Genomic DNA, 13,550 nt, shown 5'->3' with positions numbered 1-13,550 from the left:
GAGCCGGATCGTCAAGTTCCCCGGCTCGGGCACAGCAGGAGACCGTCATGGCATACGAGATGAATTTCACGCCCGTTTTGGCGCGAACGCCGGAATTGATCAGCGGCACCATAGACACTCTAATACTGTCGAGTCAGTCTATCGGCATCGGGCTAACGATCGGACTTGCAGCCGCGTTGCTACGCGTGGATGGACCGAAGTGGGGCGCCGTTGCCAGCGCCACGTACGTTGAAGCCTTTCGCAATACGCCGCTGCTCGTGCAGCTGTTCCTTCTGTTTTTCGGGTTGCCCTATATGGGAATCCGACTGACTGCCAATGAGGCGGCAATCTTCGCAATTTCCCTTAACCTTGGAGCCTATTCGGCCGAAATCTTTCGAGCAGGCCTGCTGGCCATTCCGAAGACGCAAATCGAGGCGGGTCTCGCGCTTGGCCTCTCGCGCCTCCAGGTCATGCGTTATGTCGTCATTATTCCGGCACTGCGTATCATCTATCCCTCTCTAACCGGACAGCTCACGCTGACTCTGCTTGGCACGTCCATCGCGTCCGCCATCTCGGCGACCGAATTGACCCTGGCAGGCGCAAAGATCGAATCACAGACCTTCCGCAGTCTCGAAACCTTTCTGGTTTTGGCGGCAATCTACGTCACCATGACCTTCGTTTTCCGCTTCCTCTATTGGCTGGTCGGGCTGTGGCTGTTCCGTCGCCGCGTCCCCAAGACGGGGTCTGCAGCCGCAACACTCACCCTCCCCCGCGAGGTCGAATCATGATCCAGTCCTTCGGTTGGCAGAGCGTACAATTCCTTTTCCACGGTCTTGTGTGGACCGTGGGCCTCTCCCTGTGCACATTCGTCGGCGGCGGGATTTTCGGCCTGGTCTTTGCTATTGCGCGTTCCCTCGGCCCAAATTGGCTGCGGGCGCTGGTGGCGGGTTATATCCAGCTCGTTCAGGCAACTCCGCTGCTGATTGTCGTCTTCCTCTCCTATTACGGATTGAGCTTTCTTGGCTTCTATTTCCCGCCGTTGGCCGCGGCAGCGATCTCGCTCACGATTTACGCCACTGCATTCCTCGCCGATATCTGGCGGGGCTGTATCGAGGCGATTCCCCGCACGCAATGGGAAGCAGCCGACGCACTCGCACTCGGCCCGTTCCAACGACTGCGCTATGTAATCCTGCCACAGGCATTTCAAATCTCGCTCGGTCCCACAGTCGGGTTCATGGTGCAGATCGTGAAGAATACGTCCGTGACCGCTCTGATTGGCTTCGTTGAACTGACACGGGCAGGCCAGCTCCTCAACAATATGACGTTCCAGCCCTTCCACGTCTTCCTGACGGTCGCCGCGATGTACTTCGTCGTTTGCTATCCCCTGTCGTGGTGGAGCGAGAAACTCAAGGAAAGAAAACATGCCGGCACTGCGCATTGAGAATCTCAAAAAATCCTACGGCAGCGTTCCTGTCCTGAAAGGCATAAATCTTGCGGTGGAGCACGGCGATGTCGTCGCGGTCATAGGCCGCTCGGGCTCTGGCAAGAGCACGATGCTCCGCTGCATCAACGGGCTTGAGCCGTTCCAGGAAGGCACGATCGAAGTTGTAGGTCACAAGCTCGACCAATCCCGCGCCAACCTGCGTGAATTGCGCAAGGAGGTCGGCATGGTGTTTCAAAGCTATAACCTCTTTCCGCACCTTTCCGTCGCCGAAAACATCACGCTTGCGCCACGCGTCGTCAAAGGGCTGCCACGTGATGAAGGTTCAGCGCTGGTGCGGGAGGTCCTGAGCCGCGTCGGATTGGCAGAGAAGGCCGATGCTTATCCGGACGAATTATCGGGCGGTCAGCAACAGCGCGTTGCCATAGCGCGATCCTTGGCAATGAAGCCAAAGGTAATGCTATTCGACGAGGTGACGTCGGCGCTCGATCCCGAACTGACAGGCGAGGTTCTCAAGACGATCGCTCAGCTCGCTGAAGCCGGCATGACCATGGTTTTGGTCACGCACGAGATGGGGTTCGCCCGCCGCGTCGCCACCCGCACCGTCTTCATGCACCAGGGCACGATCTGGGAAGAAGGTAAATCGGAAGAAATCTTCACCCATCCAAAAACGCCGGAACTGAAAAACTTCATCGCGCCCGATCTCAAGTGAGCGGCCAAGCCATTACCACCAAGGAGACTGAGAAATTGCCCGGACCAGAGAACACCAAACTAGCCAGCAAGTTGAAAAACGGCGAGCCGACGTTCGGCGCCACTTTTTACACGGGATCGACGGCTGCCATCGAGGCCGCCGGAAACTGGGGGCTTGACTTCGCCTTCATCGACGCCGAACACACGCCGGTCAACGTCGATGCACACATGGAAAAACTGGTGCTTGTCGCGCTGCTCGCGGGAATCGCGCCTCTCGTGCGGGTACGCGGGACCAATGAATGGGACATTCGCAAGTCGCTCGAATTCGGGGCAACGGGGGTTATCGTGCCGCAGGTCGGAACGGCCGAACAGGCGCGCGCCATCGTGAGGGCCGCTAAATTCCCGCCCTTTGGCCGCCGTGGCGGCGATGCCAGTTGTCGTGCCGCCGGCTTTGCCGGGCCCGGCTTCCAGTGGTCGGCCTACATGGAGCACGAGAACGCAACCCGTCTCGTCATTCCAATGGCCGAGAGCTACGAGTTCTTCGACAATATCGACGAGATCCTCGACGTCGAAGGTATCGACGTCATCAACTTCGGACCGGCGGACTATTCGATTTCGCGGCGCATCTCCATCGACTATTCGATGTCGCATCCTGAAATCGAGGAGAAGCTCGCCGAGCTCATCGAAAAATGCCATGCGCGCGGCATCAAGGTGATGGCACCATGCATTCCGCCTGTTGCCGAGAACGTCTCCGCGCTCAAGAAGAAGGGCGTCGACATGATCATCATGGGAAATGACGTCCTGTTCCTCAATGAGGGACTGCGCCGCGCGCGCGAAGCGGTTGATACATCCGCTAAGTCCGCTTGACCACCGAACATTTCAGGACACCAGGAAAAACACCATGAGTGATGCATTTGATATCAGTGGCCGCGTCGCGGTCGTCACGGGCGGTCTCGGTCAGCTAGGCACGCAATTCTCCAAGTCGCTTGCGGAGGCTGGCGTAAAGGTAGCAATCTTCAGCAGACGTCCTTTCAGCGCCGAGAAGCTTGCCGAAAAGTTCCCGGGCCTCACAGACCGCATTCGCGTCTACGAAGCAAGCGTGACCGACAAGGCCGCGCTCGAAAAGGCGACCGAACAACTGATCGACGATTGGGGTGTACCGCACATCCTCGTCAACAATGCCGGGATCGACTCCAAGCCTGACGGCTCGGCGGAGCAGAATGCGCCCTTCGAGGTTTACCCGCAGAAATATTGGGATGAAATCATCGATACCAACCTTACGGGCGTCATGCTGACCAGCCAGGTCGTCGGCAGCAAGATGGCTGAGGTTGGGCGCGGTTCGATCATCAATGTCGGCTCGATTTACGGCATCGTCTCGCCGAACCAAGCTCTCTATGCTTATCGCGAAGAGCGCGACGGCATTCCATTCGTCAAGGCGATCTCCTACGCCGCGTCGAAGTCGGGCCTGGTCAACCTGACGCGCTATCTCGGCACTTATTGGGGAACCAAGAACGTTCGCGTCAACCTCATCTCCTTCGGCGGCGTAAAGACGGCAAGCTTCGATAAGGAATTCGTCGAAGCCTTCCTCGACCGCGTGCCCATGCGCCGGCAGGCCGAGATCAATGAGTACAACGGGGTGATCCGCTTCCTTGCCTCCGATGCCTCGTCCTACATGACCGGCTCGAATGTGGTCGTGGATGGCGGCTTTACTGCCTGGTAGTCGGTGCGGGAACGACACGGGAAAATCGCATGAAAGCATTTTTGGGAATTGACGTCGGGACGGGCAGTGCCCGCGCCGGCGTCTTTGATGCCCGGGGCAAGCTGCTCGGAACAGGTATTGCCGCGATCGAAACGCTTCGCCCGCGCCCGAACTTCGCCCAGCAGAGCTCAGCCGGCGTCTGGCGCGCAGTTGGTATGGCGGTGGTCGCGGCGACGGAAAGCGCCGGAATCGCCCCTGCCAGCATCGTCGGTATCGGCTTCGACGCCACCTGCTCGCTCGTCGTTGTCGGCGAGACTGGAAAACCGGTAAGCGTCTGCCCCAATTCGACACCGGATAGCGACATCATCCTTTGGATGGACCACCGGGCAATTGGCGATGCCGATGAAATCAATGCAATTGGCGGCGAGGTTCTTGACTACGTCGGCGGACGTATATCTCCGGAAATGCAGATGCCAAAACTTCGGTGGCTCAAGCGTGAACTACCGGAGAGCTGGAAGATTGCCGCTACGTTTTGGGACCTTCCCGACTGGCTCGTCCACAGGGCAACAGGCACCAGCACCCGGTCCGTCTGCTCGGCTGTGTGCAAGTGGACCTATCTCGGGCACAAGGGTTTCAATGGCGAAGGATGGGATCAAGACTTCCTCGCCGCAATTGGCCTTGGTGATCTCGGGGAGAATGATCACGTCGCGATCGGCAACCAATTTGCGCCCGCGGGAACGGCCATTGGACAATTGAGCAAGACTGCAGCGGCGGAACTCGGTCTGCGACCTGGTATTGCCGTTTCGAGCGGCATGATCGACGCCTATGCAGGCGCGCTCGGAACGTTGGGAGTCAGCGCTGCTCGCGGCGAAAGCCTTGCGCTTATTGGCGGCACATCATCATGTCACATTGTAACTTCCGAAGAACCTATCTTCGTCGGCGGTGTTTGGGGACCCTATTATTCCGTGCTGCTTCCAGGAGTATGGGCCAGTGAAGGCGGGCAATCCGCCGCCGGCGCGCTGATCGATGCTGTGATCGCTCGCCATGCCGCCAGCGCCACGCTTGGCGACAATAGTAGGCCCGCCGAACAATTGCATCGGCACCTGGCCGCTATGGCGGACGAGCCCGCCTTCTTGACGGCGGATAGGCACCTCAACCCCGATTTTCACGGAAACCGTTCGCCCCTGGCGCAAGCGTGGCGAAAAGGCGCGGTGAGCGGGCTCACCCTTGATTCCGATATTGACGACCTTGCACTCGACTATCTCGCGACCATCCAGGCACTCGCCTATGGCACGCGCCATATCATTGAAGAGATGCAACGCAAGGGGATCGAGGTGTCGAGCCTCGTAGTCAGTGGCGGGCTCGCAAAGAATACACTTTATCTCCGGGAGCATGCCGACGCGACGGGGTGCCGTGTGGTGGTGCCGGCGCAATCGGAACCAGTGCTGTTGGGTTCTGCCATTCTCGGCGCCGTAGCGGCCGGCGCATTCAATGACATTGCTTCCGCGATGTCAGCCATGAGTGGAGACGGAACGGTTGTCGAACCACGATCGGGAAAGATTCGGCGGTATCACAAGGCAAAATACAAAGTGTTCCGCAGGATGCAGGAAGACTTTGCCACTTACGCGCAAATGATGTCGGCCGAGCCGCTGAATTAAGAGGAATGAATATGACCAGGATAATGCTTGTCGCCAGCGGTGACCTGCGGGAGAGTGCGAATGTCAAGTGCTGGCCGGCCCAGGCGGCGATGGAGCGGAAACTCACCGAGGTATTGGCCAGTCTAGGCCACGACCTCGTGCGCGCCCATCCGTTCCGAAATGAAAAGGGCCACGGGTTCATCGCCTCACAGCGCGAAGGCATGGACATTTTTGCCACGATCGACCCCGCGGTGCCGCTTATTGTCGCCGAGGCGGTCTGGCAATATTCGCATCACGTGCTCGCCGGCCTCGTCAACCACAGCGGACCAATCTTGACTGTTGCCAACTGGGCCGGGGAATGGCCCGGGCTCGTCGGACTTCTCAATCTGAACGGTTCCCTCACCAAAGCCGGCGTCGCCTACTCGACACTATGGAGCGAGACATTCGACGACACCTTCTTTCGCTCTGGACTAAAGAAGTGGCTCGAAACGGGTAGAATCGAGCATGACACGTCGCATGCCATCGCACTGGACAAGGCTCGCTTGCCCGCCGAGGCAGCGAGGCTTGGCCGGGAGCTTGCAAAATCCATCCGGCGCGACAAGGTCATCCTTGGCGTTTTTGATGAAGGCTGCATGGGTATGTACAATGCAATCATCCCCGACGAACTCCTGATGCCGCTGGGTTTCTGGAAGGAACGGCTGTCCCAATCGGCGCTCTACCACGCAACGATGCAAGTGTCAGAGACCGAAGCGCGTCAAGTGTACAATTGGATGGTCGCAAAGGGCATGACATTCCACCTCGGTGACGATCCGAAAATTGAGCTTACCGAAGCGCAGGTTATCGACCAATGCCGCATGTACATCGCCGTGGTGCGAATAGCCGACGCCTTCGGCTGCGAGGCAGTTGGAATTCAGTATCAGCAGGGACTGAAGGACCTCCTTCCCGCCTCTGATCTCGTCGAGGGAATTCTCAATAATGATGACCGCCCCGACGTCATCGGCCGCGATGGCAAGCCGATCAAGCCGGGCGAAGCGATCATCCATTTCAACGAAGTCGATGAGTGCGCAGCACTCGATGGAGTCATGACCAATCGCGTTCATCGCGCGCTTGGTCAGCCGGTGGAAAATACGCTGCACGATATTCGCTGGGGCGACATCGACCGCTCGGGTGGCCGCGATGATTTCATCTGGGTCTTCGAGATTTCGGGAGCGGCGCCTCCGGCACACCACGAGGGTGGCTGGGCAGGATCGGAAAGCTTCCGCCAACCAGCAATGTTCTTTCCTGCCGGAGGCGGCTCTCTGCGCGGTGTCGCTAAAGCCGGTCAACTCGTGTGGAGCCGAATCTTTGTGGCAGACGGCACGCTTCATATGGATATTGGTCGCGGCCAAGCCGTAGCGTTGTCAGAAGCTGAGACGGAGCGCCGGTCGCGGGCCACCAATCCCGAATGGCCTATCATGCACGCCGTCCTGACAGGCGTTGATCGCGACGCCATGATGGCGCGGCATAAAGCGAACCATGTTCAAGTTGCCTATGGCACCTCCGCCGAGGCGGCGGACGCAGCCATGTGGACGAAAGCAGCGCTGGCGGCCGAGTTGGGTATCTCCGTCAATATCTGCGGGTTGAATTAAAGCGCATGCAATCTCGGCGGCCGATGAAACCTTCCTTTCGCTACGCATTTGTTCCGTTTGAGACACCGTAATGGCGCCGGCATTGTCATGTTCAGAGCAAAAGTCGCCCACTTGAGACAGATACTCAAGTTTGTCATGAGGACAGCCGACAATGGGTTTTCCATCCGTCGGTGATGCCACGGCTTGATCCTACTACTGCCCTCGATACTTTGTTATTTGCAACAGAGGGGACGACGCATGGCTACTGGTAAAGTTAAGTGGTTCAATTCTCAGAAGGGCTTCGGGTTCATTCAGCCAGATAGCGGGGGTACAGACGTGCTCGTACATATTTCGGCGGTCGAGCGAGCCGGCTTCGCGAACTCAACGATGGGCAAAAAATTAGCTTCGAAATCGTTCAAAACAAAAGATCGGGCAAGATCTCTGCCGCTCAATTGCGTGCAATCTAATGGGCTAATCCAGGTCGGGAATTCGAGCGGCCGGCGGACGATCGACTTTCAGAAGCGGCGGCGGAGCGCAGCGGGCGAAATCAGTTAGCTATGCAGAATATCCTCCCAAGATTCGCGCATTCGTTATGCCGGACGATGCGACTACACTATGGTGGGCTCACGGTTCGCATCCTTTCAAGACCGCTAAGCCGGCAATGTTGCCGTGACAATCTGGGATGGTCAGAACAAGAGGCGCTTCGGCGCCGGCGGGCGCCAGGTTGAAACTCGCGTCGAGGAGGTTACTCAAGCGGCACAGGTCAATCCGGTCACTCCAATCGCAGAGGAGGGGCCGTGACAATCCGTGAAGCCATCAAGGCTGCCCTCTATGCGCTGGCCGGGGGAGCAGTGACCGCGGCATTCTATTCGCTCATCATTGTTCCGATCGAACGCAACGACGCCAGAGGCGGCGGCTAGGCGGCCGAGGCCGGGCAACCGCTGCCGAAGCCAGAGTCGACAAAATCGAGCGCGAGCGCAAGGCCGATCAGATCGTTATCGACGCCTACCAGGTCCAACTGAAGAACGCTCGCGCCGCCGAAGCGGAGAACGTCGAACAGCATGAAACGGAGATTGCGGATTATGAGGCGAAGCTTAATGTCGCTGGCCGTTTCTGTCTTGTTGATGAAGCTGATCGCGCCTGGCTGCTCAAGCCTTAACAAGCAGCTGCACGATGCAGCGACGGTGCAAGGTGAAGCGCAAGTCGATCGCTCCCGTCTTGGCCGGATGATTGCCGGAAGAAGGTTGAGCCTCATGCACCGGTGGTTGCGGCGCAGAGTTGCGCTTAAAAACCGGGAAGTCTACGAGAAGCGCGCCATTGTCCATTACCGAGCAAGTGAAGGACAGCCAGTTTTCCCTATTATCGCTGCTATTGGCTTCGCACTGGCGACCGGCGACTACCTGATCCGCTCGCATGCGAGCCTTTATGGCGGGACCACTGTCGCGAGGGGATCAGGACCTCTTATTCCTCGATTACTCGTCGAACCGTTTGGTGACCTTTCGGGAACACGGCGCTCCGCGAATATAGCGAAGGGATTGACTGACGAAGTCATCATGCAACTCGCGAAATTCAAGGAGATCGTCGTCGTGGATGGCGCTGCATCCAACACGATCGTCGATCCGCAACCAACCTTCATGCTGGAAGGACGGGTCCGGATCGAGGGCGAGAGGCTTCGGCTAAGCACGCGTCTCGTGAATCGTGCCGATGGCTCCATTTTTTGGACGAACAGCTACGAAAACGATATTCAGCGCCAGGGCCTGTTTCAGCTTCAAGACGACATTGCTGGTTCGATGGCAACGGCGCTGGCGCAGCCCTAAGGTATAGTTTTTCAAAGCGATGCAGCCCGCCTCTCGCAATAACCGTCCGACGATATCGGAATGCATTCAGCCGTTCTGCAAGGCCTTGGAAACAGTAATTTACAGTAACATCTGATCGCTCTACTAGCCAAGATTGCAGCCTTTGAATATCAAAACCGGGTGACGCAAAATGAGTGTTTTCTGAATATTGCGCCGCCAAGTTTGGGTAATTCAGAGGGGGAATATCATGGGGCACTTGCTTCTGGCGGCCACGGCGGGAGTACACAGCAAATGTTGACGAAGCGCGATCTTCTTCGCTCGGCTGCGGTAATTGCCGCTGCCGCTACAATCGTGAAGCCAAGCATCTTGGTGGCGCAGAGCTATCCAGACATTATCGACGCCAAGAACATCGCCGAGGAAGGGTTCATTTATGGCCTGCCGCTTGTGATGAACTATGGGGTCATGTACGAGTATGCGGTCGATCGCAATTCGGGGCAGTTCAAGGCTCCGTTCAACGAGATCAAGAACGAACCCAACGTCTTCACCTACAAAGACACAGCAATCGTCACGCCAAACAGCGACACACCCTATTCCTTCGTGTGGCTCGATTTGCGGGCCGAGCCGGTCGTACTCTCGGTCCCGGCGATTGACCCAAAGCGCTACTACTCGGTGATGCTCTGCGACGGCAATACCTACAATTACGGCTATATCGGTACTCGTGCCACGGGCAGCGAGGCCGGCGACTACATGGTGGTCGGGCCAGACTGGAAGGGTGACACCCCGGCAGGCATCAAGCAGGTGTTTCGTTCGAGCACACAGTTTTCCGTCGCGGGTTATCGCACCCAGCTCTTCGGGCCGGATGATCTCGACAACGTCAAGAAGGTGCAGGCTGGTTACAAGGTACAGATGCTCTCGGCGTATCTGAAGCAAACGCCACCAGCGGCTGCTCCGGCCATCGACTTCCCGAAGATCGATAAGGAACTCGTGAAGACCAACTTCTTCGATTACCTCGACTTCGCGCTGCAGTATGCGCCGCCGCAGGACAATGAGAGGGAGATACGCGCCAAGCTGGCTCGCATCGGCGTCGGTCCAGGCAAGACCTTCGACTTCAAGGAGCTGTCAGTGGAGCATAAGCTGGAGCTTGCCCTTGGCATGAAAGAGGGCCAGCGCAAGGTCGACGAGGCGGTCGCCAACGTTGGCAAAACAATCAATGGCTGGCGGGTGAGCGGTCTCCCCGGGGATAGCGCCCACTACAACGGGGACTGGTTGAAACGCGCCGTTGCGGCGCAGGCCGGGATATATGGGAATGACCCGGAGGAGGCGACTTATCCGTTTACGCGCGTCGACAGCGACGGGCAGACGCTCGACGGCAGCAAGCACAACTACACGCTGACGTTTCCGGCCGGACAACTGCCGCCGGTGAATTCCTTCTGGTCGCTGACCATCTATGACGGCAAGTCCCAGCTCCTGATCGAAAACCCGATCAACCGCTATCTCATCAACTCGCCCATGCTGCCCGCTATGAAGACCAACGCGGATGGGTCGCTGACACTGCATATCCAGAACAAGTCTCCGGGCGCAGACAAGGAAGCGAACTGGCTGCCTGCCCCTGACGGGCCGATCTATTTGGTGATGCGGCTCTACTGGCCAAAGACAACGCCGCCTTCGGTGCTGCCGGCGGGCGAGGGGACCTGGGCGCCCCCGGGGATCGTAGTGAGCTCCTAGATCGAAAACGGAGTGGTGAGGCAGTCAAAGCGGCCGCGAGTTCATCGGCGGGCCGTCTTGCGCTCGCTCCACTTCGGATCTGCTTGCCCACAGGCGGTCCGAAGCGTCCAGCCTCCAAGCCGTTGGATTTCCCATCGGCCAAGTGTGCCGCACTGTAATTATGGACGCAGCACCACCTTGATTACGCCATCCTCTTTGTCGCGGAATTTCTTGTACATTTCCGGCGCGTCTTCCAGTGCGGAGGGATGTGTGACGACAAAGCTCGGATCTATTTCGCCAGCCTCGATCTTCTCCAGCAACGATTTCGTATATTTCTGAACGTGTGTCTGCCCCATCTTGAAGGTCAACCCTTTGTTCATCGCGGCACCAAGTGGAATTTTATCGCCCATACCGACATACACACCCGGTATCGAGACGGTTCCGCCCTTGCGGCAGCTCATGATGGCTTCTCGAAGGACATGGACCCGATCAGTAGCAAGGTAGGTCGCGGCCTTGACCTTGTCGATTATTGCGTCCGTCGCACCATGGCCGGAGGCCTCGCAGCCGACAGCATCAATACAGCTATCAGGTCCGCGCTTGTCGGTCCTTGCCATCAACTCGTCGTAGACATCCGTCTTGGAAAAATCGATGGTCTCGGCGCCACCCTCTTCGGCCATCGCAAGCCTTTCCGGAACTTCGTCGATCGCAATAACCCGCCCAGCACCCATCATCAGCGCGGAGCGGATGGCGAACTGACCAACCGGTCCGCATCCCCAAATCGCAACCGTATCACCCGGCTCGATCTGTGCATTTTCAGCGGCCATGTATCCGGTCGGAAAAATATCGGACAAAAACAGGGCCTGTTCGTCCGTCACGCTGTCAGGAATCTTGATAGGCCCGATATCCGCCATCGGAACGCGCAGATATTCCGCCTGGCCGCCACTATACCCACCAAGCATGTGACTGAACCCGAATAGGCCTGCGGGCGAGTGCCCCATGGCTTTGACAGCCATTTCAGCATTGGGATTGGTGCGATCGCAACACGAGAACATTCCATGCTTGCAAAACCAGCATTGGCCGCAGCTGATTGTAAAAGGTACCACGACGCGATCGCCAATTTTCAGATTGGTGACGTCAGAACCAAGTTCAATAACCTCACCCATGTTCTCGTGGCCGAGAATATCGCCTTTTTCCATTGTGGGCTGGTAGCCGTCCAGCAGATGCAGATCGGACCCGCATATCGCACAACAGGTTATCTTGATGATCGCATCGCGAGGATGTTCAATCTTGGGATCGGGAACGGTGTCAATTCGGACATCGCCCTTTCCATGCCAGCAAAGTGCACGCATGTCGGTAGCTCCTGTTTAAGAGCTAACCTTCTCAAACAGAAGTCGTTCCGCCTTCTGAACTAATTTTCCCGCCACTCGCAAAGCGCCGGGCGCCAGTCAATTTGGTTGGCTGTTCTTTCTTTTTGCCCGCTCCACCACTTGCTTGGGCCCCTCCCGCACAGCCACACAGAAATAAGCAACTTTGCGAGTAGCTGGTTGTGGTCTAGGTTGCGGAAGATACCTGTGACCACGTGTACGTCGTTGTTCTTACGCAGTTTCTCAGATGACAAAGGACGATCCCTCATGTCGGACAAATCGAAAGGCCGCCTCGATCGCCGCGATTTCATGATCGCATCCATTGCCACAGTCGGCGCGTCGGCTGCGCTCGCCGGCACCGCTGGCACTGCGAATGCTCAAGCCCAAGCCACACCCCCTGCCAATCCGGCCTCGGGAACCGTCTACACTGGCGATGTCATCGAAGGCAAAAAGGTCATCAGTAGGCTCGACGTCAATGACCTGGAGCCAGGCAAGAAGCACCTTTTGTATTTTCAGGGTGTTGAGATGCCGACTGGACAGCATTGGTATGTTTCTGTGACGGTGGCTAAGGGAGCAAAACCCGGGAAGCGCGGCATCCTGACAAGTGGCGTGCACGGGGATGAGATGAGTTCGGTGCATACGGTCCAGACAGTGATGAACCAGCTCAATCCTGCGGAAATGTCGGGTACCGTGATGGCGGTCACGGATATCTCCCGTCCCGCCCTGGAAAGCATGCAGCGGAGATGGCCCAATCAGGGCAGAGGCATCGATCTGATCGATATGAATCGCGAGTGGCCCGGGAACGAGAACGGTGCTACCGCACCCAACCGGCACGCCGGGCTTTTATTCAACCGGCTGTTGCGGCCGAATGCCGACTTCGCGATCGATTTTCACACCGGGACAACTGGATTCGAAGTCACTGCATTTAACCTCGGCGGCATGGATGTGCCCGAGGTCAAGGCGATGATGGAGCTCTACCCAGTTGGTCAGATTTTCGACAATCACGTTTATCCCGGCGTTCTGCACAACGCGTTCATGGACGTTGGCATTCCGTCGTTCACCCCGGAAATTGGTGCTGCACGCGTCCTCGATAGGGAGATGAGCTCCCTCTTCGTCGAAGGCACGATGAACGTCCTCAGGCATCATGGCATCATCGCCGGGCCAATGGGGCGTACAGGCAAGGACGTGACCGTCTTTGTTGGTAACAGCGCGTTCCCGGTCCTGGCGACCGCAGGCGGGCTGGTCGAGCATTTGGTCAAACTTAACGACAAAGTTGAAGCCGGACAAAAAGTTGCGATCCAGCGCAATAGCTTCGGCGAGGTTGTTGCGGAGTATACGAGCAGCGTTGCCGGGGAGGTAACAGGCCAGCGCAGCGATGCAATGTCGGAGCCCGGAAACCCCTTGGTATTCATTCTTTTCAATAAGTCGGTGCACGAGGGCGTTGAGTCCTATCCCGAGTAATCGAGTCGATCGATCGCCAAGTTAAACTTGCGTATGTGAATTACGACACGTCGCCTTCCGCTTTCCCCAATTTATGGAAAGAAGGGCACGCCGGAGCTTTCTTTTAGACTTCAGGGAATTCGGCGATGCACCGGCACGACATTTAATGGCAGAAATGACGTGAGACGAAGCG

General features: G+C 57.6%; 13 protein-coding genes and 1 pseudogene. 12 read left to right on the top strand and 2 right to left on the bottom strand.

The genetic code is table 11. From position 1 onward, the window contains the following. Positions 1-47: 47 nt before the first annotated feature. From BLR72_RS06940 to BLR72_RS22795, 9 genes and pseudogenes are all read left to right on the top strand, one after another. Positions 48-767: an amino acid ABC transporter permease gene (locus BLR72_RS06940; protein WP_091946758.1), complete on the top strand. Its 720-nt coding sequence runs from the start codon at positions 48-50 to the stop codon at positions 765-767. After that, positions 761-1,420: an amino acid ABC transporter permease gene (locus tag BLR72_RS06935; RefSeq protein ID WP_175492339.1), complete on the top strand. Its 660-nt coding sequence runs from the start codon at positions 761-763 to the stop codon at positions 1,418-1,420. The genes BLR72_RS06940 and BLR72_RS06935 overlap by 7 nt, the downstream gene beginning before the upstream one ends. After that, a complete protein-coding gene (locus BLR72_RS06930; protein ID WP_091946753.1) occupies positions 1,401-2,132 on the top strand; it encodes an amino acid ABC transporter ATP-binding protein in 732 nt (243 codons plus the stop codon). The genes BLR72_RS06935 and BLR72_RS06930 overlap by 20 nt, the downstream gene beginning before the upstream one ends. 35 nt (positions 2,133-2,167) lie before the next feature. Continuing rightward, on the top strand, positions 2,168-2,977 hold the full coding sequence (locus BLR72_RS06925) for an HpcH/HpaI aldolase family protein (RefSeq protein ID WP_027232152.1): 810 nt from the start codon (positions 2,168-2,170) through the stop codon (positions 2,975-2,977). Between the two features lie 34 nt (positions 2,978-3,011). Further along, complete coding sequence (locus BLR72_RS06920) at positions 3,012-3,830, top strand: SDR family oxidoreductase (protein WP_091946751.1); 819 nt, start codon at positions 3,012-3,014, stop codon at positions 3,828-3,830. Positions 3,831-3,859: 29 nt separating this feature from the next. Next, positions 3,860-5,467, top strand: coding sequence for an FGGY-family carbohydrate kinase (locus BLR72_RS06915; protein ID WP_091946749.1), 1,608 nt, complete (start codon positions 3,860-3,862; stop codon positions 5,465-5,467). 11 nt (positions 5,468-5,478) lie between these two features. Beyond that, positions 5,479-7,074, top strand: a complete 1,596-nt coding sequence (locus BLR72_RS06910; RefSeq protein WP_091948526.1) for a fucose isomerase — start codon at positions 5,479-5,481, stop codon at positions 7,072-7,074. 237 nt (positions 7,075-7,311) lie between these two features. Further along, positions 7,312-7,520 (top strand): annotated as a pseudogene (locus BLR72_RS06905) (cold-shock protein). A gap of 330 nt (positions 7,521-7,850) precedes the next feature. Next, on the top strand, positions 7,851-7,973 hold the full coding sequence (locus BLR72_RS22795; protein ID WP_280140119.1) for a hypothetical protein: 123 nt from the start codon (positions 7,851-7,853) through the stop codon (positions 7,971-7,973). On the opposite strand, the gene BLR72_RS22405 is transcribed toward BLR72_RS22795, so the two are convergent. Further along, positions 7,970-8,116, bottom strand: a complete 147-nt coding sequence (locus BLR72_RS22405; RefSeq protein WP_175492300.1) for a hypothetical protein — start codon at positions 8,114-8,116, stop codon at positions 7,970-7,972. The genes BLR72_RS22795 and BLR72_RS22405 overlap by 4 nt on opposite strands. A gap of 34 nt (positions 8,117-8,150) precedes the next feature. Between BLR72_RS22405 and BLR72_RS22215 the strand changes: the two genes are divergently transcribed. Beyond that, positions 8,151-8,870, top strand: a complete 720-nt coding sequence (locus tag BLR72_RS22215; protein ID WP_139202506.1) for a hypothetical protein — start codon at positions 8,151-8,153, stop codon at positions 8,868-8,870. A gap of 270 nt (positions 8,871-9,140) precedes the next feature. After that, positions 9,141-10,574, top strand: a complete 1,434-nt coding sequence (locus tag BLR72_RS06890) for a DUF1254 domain-containing protein (RefSeq protein WP_091946739.1) — start codon at positions 9,141-9,143, stop codon at positions 10,572-10,574. 158 nt (positions 10,575-10,732) lie between these two features. On the opposite strand, the gene BLR72_RS06885 is transcribed toward BLR72_RS06890, so the two are convergent. Next, entirely contained in the window at positions 10,733-11,902 is a 1,170-nt protein-coding gene (locus BLR72_RS06885) for a zinc-dependent alcohol dehydrogenase (protein ID WP_091946737.1), read from the bottom strand. Between the two features lie 282 nt (positions 11,903-12,184). Here BLR72_RS06885 and BLR72_RS06880 point away from each other — a divergent pair, with 282 nt between their 5' ends. Beyond that, positions 12,185-13,378, top strand: coding sequence for a M14 family metallopeptidase (locus tag BLR72_RS06880; protein ID WP_091946734.1), 1,194 nt, complete (start codon positions 12,185-12,187; stop codon positions 13,376-13,378). The last annotated feature ends 172 nt before the right edge of the window (positions 13,379-13,550 follow it).

This window comes from Phyllobacterium sp. YR620 (assembly GCF_900104165.1).
Taxonomy (GTDB): Bacteria; Pseudomonadota; Alphaproteobacteria; order Rhizobiales; family Rhizobiaceae; genus Phyllobacterium; species Phyllobacterium pellucidum.
The sequence above is the reverse complement of the archived record's forward strand: the minus strand, read 5'-3'. Positions and strand labels throughout refer to the sequence as shown.